20 protein-coding genes are annotated in these 17,208 nt (G+C 67.6%); 11 read left to right on the top strand and 9 right to left on the bottom strand.

The window, feature by feature from the left end; all coding sequences use genetic code 11:
- Positions 1 to 121: 121 nt before the first annotated feature.
- Positions 122 to 577: a pyridoxamine 5'-phosphate oxidase family protein gene (locus CP970_RS20305; protein WP_055551965.1), complete on the top strand. Its 456-nt coding sequence runs from the start codon at positions 122 to 124 to the stop codon at positions 575 to 577.
- 117 nt (positions 578 to 694) lie between these two features.
- Here CP970_RS20305 and CP970_RS20310 read toward each other — a convergent pair whose 3' ends face one another.
- Positions 695 to 1,060 (bottom strand): Rieske (2Fe-2S) protein, encoded by a 366-nt coding sequence (locus CP970_RS20310; RefSeq protein ID WP_055551967.1) that lies wholly within the window; start codon positions 1,058 to 1,060, stop codon positions 695 to 697.
- Between the two features lie 400 nt (positions 1,061 to 1,460).
- Between CP970_RS20310 and CP970_RS20315 the strand changes: the two genes are divergently transcribed.
- The 4 genes from CP970_RS20315 to CP970_RS20330 all read left to right on the top strand — a co-directional run bounded on the left by CP970_RS20315 (position 1,461) and on the right by CP970_RS20330 (position 4,979).
- Positions 1,461 to 2,450 (top strand): helix-turn-helix transcriptional regulator, encoded by a 990-nt coding sequence (locus tag CP970_RS20315; RefSeq protein WP_079043798.1) that lies wholly within the window; start codon positions 1,461 to 1,463, stop codon positions 2,448 to 2,450.
- Positions 2,447 to 3,442 carry a helix-turn-helix transcriptional regulator gene (locus CP970_RS20320; protein WP_055551971.1) on the top strand — a complete coding sequence of 332 codons (996 nt, stop codon included), beginning with the start codon at positions 2,447 to 2,449 and terminating at the stop codon, positions 3,440 to 3,442. The genes CP970_RS20315 and CP970_RS20320 overlap by 4 nt, the downstream gene beginning before the upstream one ends.
- Before the next feature lie 167 nt (positions 3,443 to 3,609).
- Positions 3,610 to 4,587 carry a helix-turn-helix transcriptional regulator gene (locus tag CP970_RS20325; protein ID WP_150493649.1) on the top strand — a complete coding sequence of 326 codons (978 nt, stop codon included), beginning with the start codon at positions 3,610 to 3,612 and terminating at the stop codon, positions 4,585 to 4,587.
- Between the two features lie 62 nt (positions 4,588 to 4,649).
- Entirely contained in the window at positions 4,650 to 4,979 is a 330-nt protein-coding gene (locus tag CP970_RS20330) for a cell envelope integrity protein CreD (RefSeq protein ID WP_150493651.1), read from the top strand.
- A 13-nt stretch (positions 4,980 to 4,992) separates the two neighbouring features.
- Here CP970_RS20330 and CP970_RS20335 read toward each other — a convergent pair whose 3' ends face one another.
- Both CP970_RS20335 and CP970_RS20340 read right to left on the bottom strand, forming a co-directional pair.
- Complete coding sequence (locus CP970_RS20335) at positions 4,993 to 5,643, bottom strand: Uma2 family endonuclease (protein ID WP_055554684.1); 651 nt, start codon at positions 5,641 to 5,643, stop codon at positions 4,993 to 4,995.
- Between the two features lie 105 nt (positions 5,644 to 5,748).
- Positions 5,749 to 6,246, bottom strand: a complete 498-nt coding sequence (locus tag CP970_RS20340) for an ATP-binding protein (protein WP_150493653.1) — start codon at positions 6,244 to 6,246, stop codon at positions 5,749 to 5,751.
- 252 nt (positions 6,247 to 6,498) lie between these two features.
- Here CP970_RS20340 and CP970_RS20345 point away from each other — a divergent pair, with 252 nt between their 5' ends.
- The 3 genes from CP970_RS20345 to CP970_RS20355 are packed head-to-tail and all read left to right on the top strand — an operon-like array spanning position 6,499 to position 7,777.
- Positions 6,499 to 7,380 (top strand): helix-turn-helix domain-containing protein, encoded by an 882-nt coding sequence (locus CP970_RS20345; protein ID WP_055557131.1) that lies wholly within the window; start codon positions 6,499 to 6,501, stop codon positions 7,378 to 7,380.
- 8 nt (positions 7,381 to 7,388) lie between these two features.
- Positions 7,389 to 7,595 carry a DUF397 domain-containing protein gene (locus tag CP970_RS20350; RefSeq protein ID WP_079044105.1) on the top strand — a complete coding sequence of 69 codons (207 nt, stop codon included), beginning with the start codon at positions 7,389 to 7,391 and terminating at the stop codon, positions 7,593 to 7,595.
- Entirely contained in the window at positions 7,592 to 7,777 is a 186-nt protein-coding gene (locus tag CP970_RS20355; protein ID WP_317987161.1) for a DUF397 domain-containing protein, read from the top strand. The genes CP970_RS20350 and CP970_RS20355 overlap by 4 nt, the downstream gene beginning before the upstream one ends.
- Here CP970_RS20355 and CP970_RS20360 read toward each other — a convergent pair.
- The 5 genes from CP970_RS20360 to dnaK form a co-directional block, all read right to left on the bottom strand.
- Positions 7,758 to 8,306: a hypothetical protein gene (locus CP970_RS20360; RefSeq protein WP_150493657.1), complete on the bottom strand. Its 549-nt coding sequence runs from the start codon at positions 8,304 to 8,306 to the stop codon at positions 7,758 to 7,760. The genes CP970_RS20355 and CP970_RS20360 overlap by 20 nt on opposite strands.
- Before the next feature lie 121 nt (positions 8,307 to 8,427).
- A complete protein-coding gene (locus CP970_RS20365) occupies positions 8,428 to 8,892 on the bottom strand; it encodes a heat shock protein transcriptional repressor HspR (RefSeq protein ID WP_055548980.1) in 465 nt (154 codons plus the stop codon).
- Between the two features lies 1 nt (position 8,893).
- On the bottom strand, positions 8,894 to 10,087 hold the full coding sequence (dnaJ, locus tag CP970_RS20370; RefSeq protein ID WP_055548978.1) for a molecular chaperone DnaJ: 1,194 nt from the start codon (positions 10,085 to 10,087) through the stop codon (positions 8,894 to 8,896).
- Between the two features lie 48 nt (positions 10,088 to 10,135).
- The gene (gene grpE, locus CP970_RS20375; protein ID WP_055548976.1) at positions 10,136 to 10,834 is read right to left on the bottom strand and encodes a nucleotide exchange factor GrpE; all 699 of its coding nucleotides are present in this window, start codon (positions 10,832 to 10,834) and stop codon (positions 10,136 to 10,138) included.
- The gene (dnaK, locus tag CP970_RS20380; RefSeq protein WP_055548974.1) at positions 10,834 to 12,705 is read right to left on the bottom strand and encodes a molecular chaperone DnaK; all 1,872 of its coding nucleotides are present in this window, start codon (positions 12,703 to 12,705) and stop codon (positions 10,834 to 10,836) included. The genes grpE and dnaK overlap by 1 nt, the downstream gene beginning before the upstream one ends.
- 355 nt (positions 12,706 to 13,060) lie before the next feature.
- Here dnaK and CP970_RS20385 point away from each other — a divergent pair, with 355 nt between their 5' ends.
- A complete protein-coding gene (locus CP970_RS20385; protein WP_055548972.1) occupies positions 13,061 to 15,328 on the top strand; it encodes a (Fe-S)-binding protein in 2,268 nt (755 codons plus the stop codon).
- 122 nt (positions 15,329 to 15,450) lie between these two features.
- Here CP970_RS20385 and CP970_RS20390 read toward each other — a convergent pair whose 3' ends face one another.
- On the bottom strand, positions 15,451 to 15,870 hold the full coding sequence (locus CP970_RS20390; protein ID WP_150493659.1) for an ATP-binding protein: 420 nt from the start codon (positions 15,868 to 15,870) through the stop codon (positions 15,451 to 15,453).
- Positions 15,871 to 16,118: 248 nt separating this feature from the next.
- Between CP970_RS20390 and CP970_RS20395 the strand changes: the two genes are divergently transcribed.
- Entirely contained in the window at positions 16,119 to 16,970 is an 852-nt protein-coding gene (locus CP970_RS20395) for a helix-turn-helix domain-containing protein (RefSeq protein ID WP_055546029.1), read from the top strand.
- A gap of 3 nt (positions 16,971 to 16,973) precedes the next feature.
- A complete protein-coding gene (locus tag CP970_RS20400) occupies positions 16,974 to 17,162 on the top strand; it encodes a DUF397 domain-containing protein (protein ID WP_055546031.1) in 189 nt (62 codons plus the stop codon).
- The last annotated feature ends 46 nt before the right edge of the window (positions 17,163 to 17,208 follow it).

Genomic DNA, 17,208 nt, shown 5'->3' on the forward strand with positions numbered 1-17,208 from the left:
CGAAGTCTGCCTTACTCAGCGTACATAAAGTTGAGTCTATTCCACTCAAGAAGGGGGTGGAAGCCCGGGCTGCGCGCGGGTGGCTTGTGTCCCGGTCGTACGGGTGGCTTATGTTCCGGTCATGACGACCACTCCCGGCACGAGTTCCCACAAGGGCAAGGACCGCATCGACCCGCGCAACCCCCCGGCCGACTTCCTCGGCTTCTGGCGGGAGCGGCACCTGTGCACCCTGACGACGCTGCGCCCCGACGGCACGCCGCACGTCGTGCCGGTCGGCGTCACCTACGACCCGGAGGCGGGAGTCGCCCGCGTACTCGCCCGCAAGACGAGCAGGAAGGTCGTGCACGTCCTCGCGGCCGCAGGGGTCGACGGGCCGGGGGCACGGGTCGCGGTCTGCCAGTTCGCGGGCAGGCGCTGGGCGACCCTGGAGGGCCGCGCGGAGATCAAGACGGACCCGGCGGAGATCGACGCGGCGGAACGGCGCTACGAGGAGCGCTACGAGCGCCGCCCGTCCCCCAACCCGGACCGGGTCCTGATCGAGATCACGGTGACGCGGGCGCTGGGCAAGCCGCGATGAGCCGCGGGCCCCGCAGGAGATGCGCACACACCACAGCGGCGCCACCGTGTTCAGGTCCACGGTGACGCCGCTGCTGGGGGAAGCACCTGCGCGATTTACAACGACGGGGGAATCGCGTCAGGCGCTGCGGGGGGTGGCTGTGATGGTTCCTGCGCCCGGGGCGTTCGCAGCGCCCCGGTCCTGGTCCTGATCACCGTCGCCGACCAGCTGGTGGTCGCGCCGGTCGAGATTCACGAAGACCATCCCGTACCGAATGGCACACCGCACGGGCTGCGGCGCACCCCTCGGACGGCGGAGGCACCGGTAGGCCCGGATCTCCTCCTCGTCGTCCCGGGTGACGACGATCGGCTCGCCGAGGAGGGTCACCATCAACGAGTCACCGCGGTGGGGGATCGCGGTCACGAGGTCGATGAAGTGCCAACCGGAGCGGTAGGCGGTGGCCATTTCGCGGCGGAAGGTGCGGTCGTCGGGGGGTGTGCTCATGCCGCCGCTCCCTCCGTACCGGAAGGCACGTTCTTGCCTTCGGCCGAGCTGGTACCCCAGACGATGTCGTTGGTCGACATCGAGGTCCAGACAATGTCTCCGGCCGGAGCGGAACTCCAGACGATATCCGGCGGGGACACCTGCGGCCCGGAGACTGCCCCCGTCACATTCTCAGATCCTGAGCGCAGTTCAAGACCGCTGAACGCGCTGATGGCCAACCCAACGGAGAAGGCACCGACAAGCACTGAGCGAAGCTTTCCCTTGCACATAGCGGGCTTCGTCCTCACTTCCATCGCGACTCTCCCCCGGCCTTCCAAGACGATGGCTCATTCAGCCATCCGAACACCACAGAAGCGATGCATCATGTTCCTGCACGTTCAGGACCCTGGGGGGTGGAGTTATGGCAACAAAAGGTCCAATTGGGACACATCCGCACTCTGTGGTTGAACTATGCGCCGACGGCAAGCGGCTTTACGCCAGCGCGCTGCGCTCCGGACGCGTCCGCCGCAGCGAAGTGGAGACCGCTCCCTGCCTGATGGAGTTCGCTCTTCTGCACCCAGACCCAGAAGACACCGACTGGCTCCGGCCTGCTTCACCCACGGCCGTGCTCGCGCAGCGCCTCTACCCGATCGAGCGGGAGATCCTGAAGCGCAGGACGCTCGCCATCGAACTGACCGATTCCTTTGAGCCATTTATGGCCCTCAGTGCCGTGGACCGGTCGGCCGACCACGCCATCACCGTCCTGGAGGGCGCCACTCGGATCAACTCGGCCATCGACGCCGCCACGGCGGAATGCCAGTCCGAGATACTCACCGTGCAGCCCGGCGGCGGGCGGAGCGAAGCAGTTCTCACCGAAGCCGTGGAGCGGAGCCAGGGCATCATCGAGCGCGGCATCACCATGCGTACGCTCTATCAGCACACCGCCAGGCACAGCCAGGGAACCATTGCCTACGCCGAGTACATGAGGCAGGGCAAGGTAGAGGTGCGCACGCTGGAAGAACTCATAGAGCGGCTGATGATCTTCGACCGGACGGTCGCCTTCATACCCGCCCAGGACGACCGTCAAGTGGCCCTGGAACTCCGGCACAGCGGACTCGTCGAGTATCTGGCAAAGGTCTTCGAGCAACACTGGCGCCGCGCGTCCCCCCTCCTCGACGAGGCCCCCTACGACCCTCCGACCGGAGGAATCACGGGTGTTCAACGCTCCATCGCCAAACTCCTCATCGAAGGCCACGTCGACGAGGCCATCGCCCGACGCCTCGGCATGAACGTCCGCACCTGCCGCGCCCACATAGCCAAGATCGCGGCGGCCCTGGGCAGCGGCAGCCGGGCCCAACTCGGGTATCTGATCGCTCAGTCGGGGATCCTCGACGAGGGCAGCTCCAAATGACCGTCGACGCCCACCCGCACGGCCCGGACGAGTTGTGTGCGGCGGGTTCGGAGCTGTACGCCCGCGCCCTGCGCGAAGGCCATGTGGCGAGCGAGGACGCGGACCAGGCCCCGTGCCTCGTGGATCTGGGCCTGCTCCGACCAGCGTCCCAGGGCAACGAACAGCTGCGCCCCGTCCCACCCTCAGTCGCCCTGCCCCGCTTGCTCGAAGGCATCGAGGACCGCATCGCTCATCACCGGCGCCAGGAATCCCTGCTCGCCGCGGCATTCGAGCCGCTCATGGCCGTCGCCGCGCAACAGCCGGTCTCCCAACAGGCTGACGTCACGCCCTCAGCCATCACCGTGCTGAATGGACTTCCCCGGATCCAGGAAGCGGTCCGTAAGGCGATAAGTGACTCCAGCCGAGAGATGCTCGTCATCCAGCCCGGCGGCTTCCGGACTCCCGAGGAACTCGCCCTGTCCCTCGACGACGCGCGAGTCGCCCTTGCCAGGGGCGTCCGCTTGCGGACCCTCTACCAGCACACCACGCGGCACTCGCTGCCCGTCCTTGCCTACTACGAGCTGCTCGACGGTGATGCCGAGGTCCGCACCCTGGACGAAGTCACCGAGCGGCTCTTCGTCTTCGACCGCACCGTGGCCTTCATCCCGGCGAACAAGGAACGTGACGTCGCACTGGAGATCCAGCACCCCGCGCTCGTCGACTACCTCGGCACGACCTTCGAGCGATTCTGGCGCCTTGCCACCCCCATGTACCCGACACAGGTGCCGATCGCCTCGGACAACGGCTTCTCCCCCCGCCAACGCGCCGCCGCCGTCCTCCTCACCGAGGGCCTCACTGACGGTGAGATCGCCGCCCGCCTCGGCATGAACATCCGCACCGCCCGCGTACACATCGCCAAGCTCAGCGAACGACTGGGCAGTCACAGCCGGGCCCAGCTCGGTTTCCTGATCGGGCAGTCCGGGATCCTCGACCACGGAGAACAGTCCGTCTAGAACCGGGCACGCGAACACCCTTGGCGCCGCGAAGGCGCCTCTGACACCCGAAACAAGCCCTTCAAAGCGAACCACGAGAAGTGGACACTTCAACCACGGTCTGTAATCCGGCCCGCACACCCCCTGCATAGAATTTCGGCGCTTCAACCGAGCGGGAGGGAGCTCGCATGACTCGGAACCACGGGACCCACAGCGCGGAGGAACTGTGCGAGACAGGTTCAGTCGTCTACGCGCGCGCCCTGAGCGAAGGCTGCGTCCGAACCGAGGACGCCGAAGAGGCCCCCTGCCTGGTCGATTTCGGCCTCCTCCACCCCGACCTGGACGACATGCGCTGGCTGCGCCCCACCGCCCCCAACGTCGCCCTCCCCCGCCTCCTGCGCACGATCGAGGACCGCATCGCCGACCAACGCCTACGCGAGGAGAAGCTGACCGCCGCGTTCGAGCCGCTCATGGCCCTCGACGCGCAGTTCTCCGCCGCCTCGGACCAAGCGCCCACGATCACCGTCCTGGACGGGCTCGAACGCATAAATTCAGCCATTGACCGGGCCATGAGTGAGGCCCGGGAAGAGTTCCTCGCCGTACAACCGGGCGGCACCCGCCCCCCGGAAACCCTGGCCGAAGCGCTCCCCCGCGACCAGGCCCTCCTCTCCCGCGGCTGCCGCATGCGCACCCTCTACCAGCACACGACCCGGCACTCCCTGCCCGTGCTCGGCTACTTCGAGCGGTTGGAGGGCGACGCCGAGGCCCGCACGCTCGACGAGGTCACCGAGCGGCTCTTCGTCTTCGACAGGACCGTGGCGTTCATCCCGGCGAGCAAGGACCGCAGCCTCGCCCTGGAACTGCGCCACCCGGCCCTGGTCGAGTACTTCGCCACCACCTTCTGGCGCCTGTGGCGGCTCGCCCTGCCCATGTGGCCCCAAGCCGCCCCGCAGCTCTCCGAGAACGGCATCACCCCACGCCAGCGCGCCATCGCGAGCCTCCTCATCGAAGGCCTCACGGACGCGGAAATCGCCACGCGCCTCGGCATGAACATCCGCACCGCGCGCGTCCACATCGCCAAACTCGCCGCCACACTCGGCAGCGGCAGCCGGGCCCAGCTCGGCTATCTCATCGGCCAGTCGGGGATCCTCGGCCAGCAGAGCTGAAGTCCCACACGGCAGTGTGGACGACGAGCAGGGACGCCCATCACACCCACATGAGGAGAGAGATGGCCGACGAAACCTCCCCAGCTGCCGTTGACAGAGACAGCGAGTTCAATCGGCTCCGCTATCTCGTCCCTTACATACTGTTCGTCATCGCCAACGCCGGAACCAGTCGCGCTTCCCTCTCGGAGAGGCCGATCGCCTTCTGGATTTTCGCCGCGTGTGCCGTGCTCGGCGTCCTGACAACCGCTGGCTGCCTGAAGAGCATGAGGAACAGCCTCGGCTCCCGCAGCGACGGGCAGCACCGCCCGGCCTTCTGGCTGGACTTCTGGGGCATCCTTCTCGTGCTCTACGGGCTCTACGTCATCCTCTCGGTCCTCAACCACGCGTCGTAGCCAGCCCTCATAGTCACCCGCGCCGTGCCCCCGTGATCGCCTCGGTGATCGTGAATCCCTTGGCGGGCCCCTCGGGGATCATGACCTCCGTCCCGTACGGGACGCGGTGGACGCCGACCCAGTCGGCCTTCTCCGGCTGCGGCTCGGTCAGGATGGTGACGGTGCCTTCGGCGTCGTGGTCGTCGATGATGACGTAGACGGGGATGTTGGCGCGGGCGTACTCGCGGCGCTTCTTGACCCGGTCGCGCTCCTGGTTGCGTTTGCCGGGAGAGACGACTTCGACGACTAGGCGGACGGCCGCAGCGGTGACGCCGAGGCCGTCGTCCGTCAGGTACCGCTCCCTGTCCTTCGGCGCGACGTAGAGGTCAGGGATCCACACCCGCCCTTCGTGGATGACGTTTCCGTCGTTGCGCACGACGAAGTCGCCACCGCGCAGGAACAGCGCCAGTTCGTCCCGGAGGAGATTGATGGTCTCCGCGTGGGCGTAGCGACCGGTGGGCGACACCTCGATGGCTCCCTCGATGATCTCAGCGCGGTAGCCCTCGGGGAGTTCCATGGCCTTCCATGCCTGCCACAACACCTCGTCCAGCTCGGAAGGAGACGGGGTCGACTCGGTCGTGGCTTCGGGCATGGTCTCGGGCCTCTCAGCTGCAAGAGCGGTCATGGTGGCGCACCTCCTTTCCAGTGTGGGCTTGGCGTCCTTGCGACACAAGCAACGCGATCACGGTATGTACGTTCATGGGGCTGGCCTGGGGGAATCCCTCCCCAGTCACCCGATCCGGCGAGGACGGAAGGGTTCCGCTCCACCCCCGACTCCCACCCCCAGCTCGAACCACACCCCCTTCGCATACCGCCCCGCCCGCTCGTCCGCGACGCCCCACGTGTCCGCCATCTCCTGGACCAAGGCCAGCCCGCGCCCCCAGCAGGCGGCCGCCCCCGCCGCGGGGTGCGTGACGACCGGTGGGTCCGGGCTCTCGTCGAAGACCGTGAGGCGGAGGCGGGCCGGGGTCAGCAGGAGTCGGAGCATCGCCGAGCCCTTGGTGTGCAGGTGCACGTTCGTGACGAGTTCTGACGTGCAGAGGGTCGCGGGCATGACCAGCTGCTCTCGGTCCAGAGCGCGGAGGACTGTGCGTACGAAGTCTCGGCAGACCTTGGGGGCGGTTGCGTCGCCGGGGGCGAAGAGGCTGTAGGCGTACGTGAGTTGGCGGGTGGAGCGGTGTGGTGCGCGTGGCCCGTCCGGGCAGGCGGGGGCGGGGGCAGGGGGCATGGCGGCTTCTCCCGTCGGGAGGTGAGTGAGGATGCCCCATGCCGGGCGATGGCGCTGCCCGCACGCCCCCTTGGCGGGGGCCTCGGGTGCCTTTCGGCTTATGGGCAAGGGGAGTTGAACGATTCCAGCGAGTGACTGGTTACACACTCAAGGTAGGGCAGGCGGGCTTTCATGTACAACCTTCTTACCTCTATTGGTGGACCAACTCCCTTGGTCAGGGCAGACTTTGGGCACACCGGCAAGGAGAGACGCGTGGGACTTCGCACCACCATCACCGAGCGACAGCGACGACTCGGCTTCGAACTCAAACAACTGCGCGAACAGGCGGGATTAGCCGCTGGAGAGGCCGCCGATCGAATCGGCATGGGGCGCGTCCGACTGAGCCAGATCGAAACCGCCAAGACGACCATCCTGACGGCACGGCTCCGCGATCTCTGCCACATCTACGGCTGCACCGACAGGGCGTACATTGAATCCCTCGTCGCGCTGTCCGAGTCGACCGGCAAAGGCTGGTGGAGCGCCTACAAGAAGCACCTGGGGCCTGGTCCGCTCAACCTGGCCGAGCTGGAGGCAGGGGCCGTATCGCTACGGATGCACGAGTCGATGTTCATCCCTGGCCTCTTCCAGACCGCCGACTACGCGCGGGCCATCTTCAACAGCCCCAAGCTGGGCTTCGAGAACATCGAGGAGGCCCTACGGTTCCGGATGGAGCGGCAGCAGATCCTCACAGCCGACAACCCACCATCAGTGCATGCCGTGGTCCATGAAGCCGCGCTGCACATGCGCTTCGGCGGCACACAGGTGGTGCGCGAGCAACTGCTGCGACTGATCGAGCTGGCACGAATGCCGAACGTGACCATCCAGGTCTATCCGTTCAGCGCGCAGGCGTACGCGGCTCTCACCGGGAACTTCGCCCACGTCGTCCCCAGCACCCCGCAGCTCGGCACCGTAGTGCTTGAACAAGCCTTGGGCTTCAGCTACTTGGGCGGACCTGATCCGCTGCAGAAATACGCCGCACTGTTCGACCGTCTCGCCGAGAACGCCCTCGCCCCCATCGACGTATCGTTGGCCCCGGAAGCACGCTCAGTGAAGGACTCGCTGGCTCTCATCCAGCACCTTCTCTACACGCTCTAGGAGGCCCGATGTCCGAACTGCACTGGCAGAAGTCATCGTTCAGCGGTGGTCCGGAAGGCAACTGCCTCTACCTCGCCACCGCCGCAGACGGAACGATCCGCCTCCGCGAAAGCGACACCCCGAGCACCATCCTGAGCACAACGCCGCGCACGCTGGCCGCCCTCCTGAGTCACACAAGGCGCGCACACGGCCACCCCGCTGGGGAAAACTGGTGACACCCCAACTCACCTGGCAGAAGTCCTCGTTCAGCGAGGACCAGGCGAACTGCGTCTACATAGCCACCACCGCAGACGGAACGATCCGCCTACGCGAAAGCGACACCCCCCGCACCATCCTGGCCACCGCCCCCGCCCAACTGACCGCCCTCCTGGAGCACCTCAAACGTCAGCCGCGCTGACCCACTCCCTGAGCAACGCCTCCCGCTCCCCCGCCCGAGGCGATCCCCCCTCGTGCGCCCGCCCCCACCGCGCCATCTCCGCCAGCGTCGTGTGCAACGTCGCCGCCCCCTCCGTCATCCTGGAGAGCAGCGCCCGCGACAGGTCGTACTCCGTCTGGGAGTAACCCGACGCCGCCGCCGTGTACGCCGTCAGCTCGACGTAGGCGTCGGCGTCGGCGTCCACCTCCGCGTCAGCCGTCCCCGTACGCATACGCATACGCACCGTCACCGTCGGCGCCTCGTCATCCCCGCCCAGGCCCAGCGTCAGCGCCATGTCGACCATCGTGCCCAGGTGGAGCTTGAGGGACTTCACGGGGACGTTCTCGACCGTCAGTTCATGGATGTCGTCCCAGAGCCAGAACGCCGACTGCTTGTCGCCGAGCGCCGTGACGCCCTCCGGGGAGAGCCGTACCCCGGGCGCCAGCCCCGCCGGCTTCGCGCCCACGTACACGTCGCCCTCGGCGATCCAGAACAGCCCCACCATGGCCATGGCCAGCTCAACTCCCCCACACAGCGGACAACACGCAGAACAGGGGCCGGAGGGTGGTCACCCTCCGGCCCCTACTTCAAGCCTACGAAACCCAAGATCACGAAACCCAAGATTACGAAACCTACTGCTCCGACGACCGCTTGGGCCGCCACACCACCAACGCACTCGCCTGCTGAACGTCCTGGTAAGGAACCAGGTCGCGGCGGTACGACGCATGCACCGCCGCCTCACGTTGCTGCATCGTGGCGGCGGCTCCCTCCACGGCCGCGGACAGTTCCGCGACGCGTGACTGAAGCGCGGCGACCTGGTTCTCCAGCTCGATGATGCGCTTGATGCCGGCGAGGTTGATGCCCTCCTCCTGCGACAGCTGCTGGACGGTGCGCAGCAGCTCGATGTCGCGGGCGGAGTAGCGCCTGCCCCGGCCCGCGGTGCGGTCCGGGGAGACCAGGCCCAGGCGGTCGTACTGGCGGAGGGTCTGGGGATGGAGGCCGCTCAGCTGGGCGGCCACCGAGATGACGTACACCGGCGTCTCGTCGGTGAGCTGATACGCCCTACTGAATCCGGACTGTCGACGACGGCCGTCCATCTCATGCTCCCTTCGCGGCCTTGAACAGTTCTGCCCGCGGATCGTCGCCCGCAGTCGCCTTGCGGTAGGACTCCAGTGCTTCCTTCGCGCCGTCGGACAGCGAGGTCGGTACCACGACGTCCACCGTCACGAGCAGGTCGCCGCGGGTGCCGTCCTTGCGGACCGCTCCCTTGCCACGCGCCCGCATCGTACGACCGTTGGGCGTGCCCGGGGGCAGCTTCAGCGTGACCGGCGGGCCGCCCAGGGTGGGCACCTTGACCTCGCCGCCCAGCGCGGCCTCCGCGTACGTCACGGGAACCGTGACCGTGAGGTTGTCGCCCTTGCGGCCGAAGACCGGGTGGGCCTCCACGTGCACGACCACGTACAGGTCGCCCGCCGGGCCGCCCCGTTCGCCGGGTGCGCCCTTGCCGCGAAGGCGGATGCGCTGCCCGTCCGAGACGCCTGCCGGGATCCGCACCTGCATCGTGCGGGACGACTTGGCGCGGCCCGAGCCGCCGCAGACCTCGCACGCGTCCTGGGCGATGAGCCCGCGACCCTTGCAGTCCACGCACGGGTCGGTGAGGGAGAACCCTCCGCCGCCACCCCGCGAGACCTGGCCGGTGCCGACGCACGTCGGGCACACGCGCGGCGTGCCGTTCTTGTCGCCGGTGCCCGAGCACGCCTTGCAGGGCGCCTGGGAGGACATGCGGAGCGGCACCGTCGCGCCGTCCACCGCCTCCGTGAAGTTCAGCGTGACCTCGGACTCGATGTCCTGGCCGCGCCTCGGCTGCGTACGCGTGCCGGTCCCGGCACCTCCGCCGCCGCGGTTGAACAGGCCCCCGAAGACGTCACCGAGACCGCCCCCGAAACCACCGGCGGCCGCTCCACCGCCGCCCGGGGCGTTGCCTCCGAAGAGGTCGCCCAGGTCGAAGTTGAACGAACCGCCGCCGGCTCCGGGACCCGGCCGGAATCCGCCGTTGCCGAAGAGAGCACGCGCTTCGTCGTACTCCTTGCGCTTCTTGGGGTCACCGAGGATGTCGTTCGCCTCGGAGATCTCCTTGAAGCGCTCCTCCGCCTTGGCGTTGCCCTTGTTGGCGTCCGGGTGGTTCTCGCGGGCGAGCTTCCGGTACGCCTTCTTGATCTCGGCTTCGGTGGCGTCCTTGGGGACGCCGAGGACCTTGTAGTAGTCCTTCTCGATGAAGTCCTTGGTGCTCATCCCCGACGTCCCTCCTCTCTGGTCAGTGCAACTCTGGTCAGTGCAACGTCAGCCCTCGTCCGGGCCACCGTTGTCCTTGTCCGGTGCCTCCGCCTGCTCGGCGTCGGCGTCGACCGTCTCGCCCTTGACCGTCTGCGCACCCGGCTGCGGCTCGGCCACGGCCACCCGCGCGGGGCGGATGGTGCGCTCGCCGATCCGATACCCGGGCTGCAGGATCGCCACGCAGGTCGTCTCTGTGACGTCCGGCGCGTACGAATGCATCAGGGCTTCGTGGATCGTCGGGTCGAAGGGCTCGCCCTCCTTGCCGAACTGCTGCAGGCCCAGCTTGGCGACGACGGTCTCCAGGGACTCCGCCACCGACTTGAACCCGCCCACCAGCTCGCCGTGCTCACGGGCCCGGCCGACGTCGTCGAGGGTCGGGAGCAGCTCACCCAGGAGGTTCGCCGCGGCGATCTCCTTGACGGTGACCTTGTCCCGCTCCACCCGACGGCGGTAGTTCTGGTACTCGGCCTGCAGCCGCTGGAGGTCCGCCGTGCGCTCGTTGAGCGCGGTGCGCACCTGGTCCAGCTGGGCGGTCAGGCCCACGTCCTGCGCGGACGTCTTGCTTTCAGCGTCCCCGGCCGGGGCCGCCGGGCCCTCCTCGGTGGAGGGCTCGGCGGACTTCGGCGCGGCGTCATCGGGGGTGGCGCCGGAGGGGACGTCAGGGTTCTCGGCGTTCTCGCCGAGGCCCGGGGTCTCCTCGGTCATCAGGCGGCGCCGCCCTTCGCGTCACCGGGCTTCTCGTCGTCGACGATCTCGGCGTCCACGACGTCGTCTTCCTTCGACATGTTCGGCGCCTCGCCACCCGGGGCAGCGCCCTCGGGACCGCCCGCGGCCTGCGCGCCCTGGGCGTCGGCGTACATGGCCTGGCCCAGCTTCTGCGAGACGGCGGCGACCTTCTCGGTGGCGGTGCGGATCTCGGCCGAGTCCTCGCCCTTGAGCTTTTCCTTCAGCTCGGTGACGGCTTCCTCGACCTCGGTCTTGACGTCGCCGGGGACCTTGTCCTCGTTGTCCTTGAGGAACTTCTCGGTCTGGTAGACGAGCTGCTCGCCCTGGTTGCGGGACTCGGCGGCCTCGCGGCGCGCGTGGTCCTCGTCCGCGTACTTCTCGGCCTCCTGGCGCATGCGGTCGACCTCGTCCTTCGGCAGCGAGGAGCCACCGGTGACGGTCATCTTCTGCTCCTTGCCCGTGCCGAGGTCCTTCGCGGTCACGTGCATGATGCCGTTGGCGTCGATGTCGAAGGCGACCTCGACCTGCGGCACGCCGCGCGGGGCCGGGGGCAGGCCCGTGAGCTCGAACATTCCGAGCTTCTTGTTGTACGCCGCGATCTCTCGCTCGCCCTGGTAGACCTGGATCTGCACCGACGGCTGGTTGTCCTCGGCCGTCGTGAAGATCTCCGAGCGCTTGGTCGGGATCGTGGTGTTGCGCTCGATGAGCTTGGTCATGATCCCTCCCTTGGTCTCGATGCCGAGGGACAGCGGGGTCACGTCGAGGAGCAGGACGTCCTTGACCTCACCCTTGAGGACACCGGCCTGGAGCGAGGCGCCGATGGCGACGACCTCGTCCGGGTTCACACCCTTGTTGGCGTCCTTGCCGCCGGTGAGCTCCTTGACGAGCTCGGCGACGGCGGGCATGCGGGTGGAGCCGCCGACGAGAACGACGTGGTCGATCTCGGAGAGGGCGATGCCCGCGTCCTTGATGACGTTGTTGAACGGGTTCTTGCACCGCTCAAGGAGGTCGGACGTGAGCTGCTGGAACTGGGCGCGCGTGAGCTTCTCGTCCAGGTGCAGCGGGCCCTCGGCGGACGCCGTGATGTAGGGCAGGTTGATCGAGGTCTCCGTGGAGGAGGACAGCTCGATCTTGGCCTTCTCGGCGGCCTCGCGCAGGCGCTGGAGCGCCATCTTGTCCTTGCCGAGGTCCACGCCGTGGCCGTTGTTGAACTGCTTGACCAGGTAGTCGACGACGCGCTGGTCCCAGTCGTCACCACCGAGGTGGTTGTCGCCGTTCGTCGCCTTCACCTCGACGACGCCGTCGCCGATCTCGAGCAGCGAGACGTCGAAGGTGCCGCCACCGAGGTCGAAGACCAGAATGGTCTGGTCGTCCTTGTCGAGGCCGTAGGCCAGGGCGGCGGCGGTGGGCTCGTTGACGATGCGCAGGACGTTCAGGCCCGCGATCTCACCGGCCTCCTTGGTGGCCTGGCGCTCCGAGTCGTTGAAGTACGCGGGGACGGTGATGACCGCGTCGGCCACCTTCTCGCCCAGGTACGCCTCGGCGTCGCGCTTCAGCTTCTGCAGGATGAAGGCGCTCATCTGCTGCGGGTTGAAGTGCTTGTCGTCGAGCTCGATCTTCCAGTCAGTGCCCATGTGGCGCTTGACCGAACGGATCGTCCTGTCGACGTTGGTGACCGCCTGGCGCTTGGCGACCTCGCCGACGAGCACCTCGCCGTTCTTCGCGAAGGCGACGACGGACGGCGTGGTCCTGGCACCCTCGGCGTTGGTGATGACGGTGGGCTCGCCGCCTTCGAGAACGCTGACGACGGAGTTAGTCGTGCCCAGGTCGATGCCGACCGCACGTGCCATTTCGATTCCTCCAGAGGTACTTCTTGAGTGGATCTGGCTCAAGAGTGCACGAACGCTCCGCTGGAGTCAACAGAGCTGAGTCGAGGTGACTCAACTCTTATCCCGGGCTTACGCGCAACTCGGGGCTTCACCTGGGCCCGGCACCCGCCCGCGGGCCGGATGTGGCTGGTCGCGCAGTTCCCCGCGCCCCTACGGGCACTACCCCTGCGGGACGCGGACACGGCAAGGGTGACCTGAGCGACACAGATCACCGCCGTGCTGGCTACAGTGCGGCTGAGTAAGTGGGTAGTCTCAGACGGACTGCATAAGTTACCGCTTAGTAATAGTCCGCCTCGCAGGCCCGAGGAGCCCCCAAATGCAACTCGCCGCGATCATCGTGTCGCTGGTCCTCATCGCAGTCGGCGTCGCGCTGTTCGGCCGAGCCATCCTGCAGATCTACCAGTTCATGCGGCTCGGCCAGAACGTGCCCGCCGGCACGCGGACCGACCAGCCCGCCCAGCGCACGCTCACCGTGGCCAAGGAATTCTTCGGCCACACGCGCATGAACAGGTGGGGCATCGTCGGTGTCGCGCACTGGTTCGTGGCGGTGGGCTTCTTCTCGCTGCTCCTGACGATCGTCAACGCCATCGGCCAGCTCTTCAAGGCCGACTGGATGCTGCCGATCATCGGCGAATGGCCGCCGTACAACATGTTCGTCGAGTTCATCGGCACGATGACGGTGCTCGGCATCCTGGCGCTGATCGTGATCCGCCAGCTGAGCCGCCCCGACAAGCCGGGCCGCAAGTCCCGCTTCGCGGGCTCCAACTTCGGCCAGGCGTACTTCGTCGAGGCCGTCATCCTCATCGTCGGCGTCTGCATCTTCATGCTGCACGCCCTTGAGGGCGCCCAGCACCACGTGGACAGCTACGAGGCGTCGTTCTTCATCTCGTACCCGGTGATCTCCTGGCTCGGGGACATGGACGTCTCCACGCTCCAGAACCTCACGTACTTCTTCGCGGGCCTGAAGATCGCGACGTCCTTCATCTGGATGATCACGGTCGCCCTGAAGACCGACATGGGTGTGGCCTGGCACCGCTTCCTGGCCTTCCCGAACATCTGGTTCAAGCGCGACGCCGACGGCTCCACCACCCTCGGCGAGCTGCAGCCCATGACGTCCGGCGGCAAGCCGATCGACTGGGAGGACCCGGGCGAGGACGACACCTTCGGCGTGTCCCAGGTCGAGCAGTTCTCCTGGAAGGGCCTGCTCGACTTCTCCACGTGTACGGAATGTGGCCGCTGCCAGTCGCAGTGCCCCGCCTGGAACACCGGCAAGCCGCTCTCCCCGAAGCTCCTCATCATGTCCCTCCGGGACCACGCGCACGCGAAGGCCCCCTACCTGCTCGCCGGTGGCGGCAAGGACATGGAGGGCAACGAGAAGGCGACGGAGGAGCAGCTGAAGGACGTTCCGGCCGCCGCCATCGCGGAGGCCGAGCGCCCCCTCATCGGCACCGTCGAAGAGAACGGCGTCATCGACCCGGACGTCCTGTGGTCCTGCACCACCTGCGGCGCCTGTGTCGAGCAGTGCCCGGTCGACATCGAGCACATCGACCACATCGTCGACATGCGCCGCTACCAGGTGATGATCGAGTCCGCGTTCCCGTCCGAGGCGGGCACGATGCTCAAGAACCTGGAGAAGAAGGGCAACCCCTGGGGGCTCGCCAAGAAGCAGCGCGTGGAGTGGACCAAGGAGGTCGACTTCGAGGTCCCGATCGTCGGCAAGACGGTCGACGACCTCACCGAGGTCGACTACCTCTACTGGGTCGGCTGCGCGGGAGCCCTGGAGGACCGGGCCAAGAAGACCACGAAGGCCTTCGCCGAACTCCTCCACATGGCGGGCGTCAAGTTCGCGATCATGGGCGGCGACGAGAAGTGCACGGGTGACTCGGCCCGCCGCCTCGGCAACGAGCCGCTGTTCCAGCAGCTGGGCGCCGAGAACGTCGCGATGCTGAACATGGCGTACGGCGAGGACGACGAGGACGAGTCGACGCGCAAGCCCAAGTCGGCCAAGAAGATCGTCGCGACCTGCCCGCACTGCTTCAACACCATCGCGAACGAGTACCCGCAGCTCGGCGGCGACTTCGAGGTCATCCACCACACGCAGCTGCTCCAGCACCTCATCGACGAGGGCAAGCTGGTCCCGGTGACGCCCGTCGAGGGCCTCATCACCTACCACGACCCGTGCTACCTGGGCCGCCACAACAAGGTCTACACGCCCCCGCGCGAGATCATGTCGGCCGTCCCGGGCCTGCGCCAGCAGGAGATGCACCGCCACAAGGAGCGCGGCTTCTGCTGCGGCGCCGGTGGCGCGCGGATGTGGATGGAGGAGCGGATCGGCAAGCGCATCAACACGGAGCGGGTCGACGAGGCGCTGTCCTTGAACCCGGACATCGTGTCGACGGCGTGCCCGTTCTGCCTGGTCATGCTCACGGACTCCGTGAACGGCAAGAAGAACGACGGCAAGGCGAAGGAGTCCCTCCAGGTCGTCGACGTCGCGCAGCTGCTGCTCGAATCGGTCAAGACGCCGGTCGACCCGGCGGACGACGAGGAGTCGGCGGACGCGCCGGAGCCGGAGCCGGCGAAGTAGCCGGTAGCTCGCGTGCGGGTGCCTGTGTGCGGGTGCCCGCGTCCGGGTGAGCGTCCCGAAGACCCCGTTCCTTCCTTACGGAGGGGGCGGGGTCTTCTCCGTTCAGGCGGCCGCGGCTACGTTCAAGCGGCCGCGGCCCCCGCCAGCTCGCACCACACGAGCTTGCCCCGGCCCTCGCCCTGCCGCCCCCGTGCGCACCACCCCCACCCATCAGCACACTCCCGTACGAGTCCGAGCCCTCTGCCCGCCGTCTCGTCCCACCCGGAGTCCCTGGTCGGGGACGGGGGCGTGGGATCGGTGTCCCACACGCCGATGCGGAGCACGGCCCCCGCCCACTGCATGCGCAGGGCGGCGGGCCCTTTGGTGTGCTGCACGGCGTTGGCGATCAGCTCCGTGGCGACGAGCTCGGCGGCTTCTGCCAGGTGGGGCAGGCCATGTGCCTTCAGGATGAGGCGGAGGGTGTGGCGGCTTACGGGGACGGCGCGGGGGTCGTTGGGGATGGTGAGGGTGTAGGTCCAGGTCCCGGTTTCGGTCTCGGGCATCGGTGAACTCCGTTGTTCAGTACGGATGTTGTCCTGACGCGGCGGTCACCTGGCGGTGGCTGTGTCGCGGCCGCCATGGCATGGCGGTGCGGTGCGCTTCCGTGGGCCGGGGACCTCAGCGTGTGCGACGCGTCACCGACGGTAGGGCTAAAATATTCTCCCCCGCAAGCCGTTCGCGTAGCCTGACACCCGAATGGGGTGCATCAACCCCACGTCCGGACACGGTCGTTGGCGGAGGTAGCAGTCGCGTGCCAGCAAGGATTCAGCCGACCGCACGGCAAAGGCGCCTCGGAGCCGAGCTGCGCAAGCTCCGGGAGAGCTCCGGGCTCTCGTCCGGTGAGGCCGCGGGACTGCTCGGGGTCAAGCAGGCCCAGATGAGCCAATTCGAGGCGGGCAACGCGGGGATCAACGAGGAGCGGGTGCGTCGGCTCGCGGCGCATTACGCCTGCTCGGACACTGAGTTGATCGCCTGCCTGGCGGACATGGCCGCCGACACCACGCGCGGCTGGTGGGAGACTTTCCGAGGCGTGCTGCCCCCGGCGTTCCTGGACCTGGCCGAGCTGGAACATCACGCGCACTTCATGCACGTCATCGGTACCGCACAGGTTCCTGGCCTGCTCCAGACCGCCGACTACGCGCGGGCGGTCTTCGCCTTCTGGCGCCCTGAGCTCCCGGCCAGCGAACTGACCCCACGAGTGGAACACCGACTGCGCCGTGCAGCAGTACTCGATCGAGAAGAGTCGGGGCCGTACATCGCCGTCCTGCACGAAAGCGTGCTGCAGACCCGCGTCGCCGACCGTGGCGTAAGCCGTACCCAACTCATGGAAATCCTCCGCAAGTCAGAGATGCCGAACGTCACCGTGCGCGTGGTGCCATTCGATGTCGACGGCTTCGCGGGGGCGGGAACCACGCTGTTCTACGCAGGCGGCCCGGTAGCCGCCCTGGACACCGTTCAGCGTGACGCACCGTACGGCTCGTCCTTCATCGACGCCGAAGCCCAGCTCCTGTCCATGCGAACACTCTTCCGTAAGGTAGAGGCGATGGCACTTGAACCCGGCCCCTCGCAGGACCTGATTCACCACTTGCTGAAGGAGCTCTGAGCTGTGCCTGATTGGCAGAAGTCATCGTTCTCCGGGGGCGGCGACGGCAACGAGTGCATCGAACTCGCCCGCGACGAAACCAGCCTGCTCCTCCGCGAGAGCGACGACCCCGACCACATACTCACCCTCACCCCCAACGCCCTCTCCGCCCTGATATCGCACGCTACGCACCCGGACGTAACCCGCAAGTGACCAAAGCGGGATCCCCCCGGGCTTAACCGCACCGCCCCGCAAGAGC

The sequence above is a fragment of the Streptomyces kanamyceticus genome (assembly GCF_008704495.1).
Lineage (GTDB): Bacteria > Actinomycetota > Actinomycetes > Streptomycetales > Streptomycetaceae > Streptomyces > Streptomyces kanamyceticus.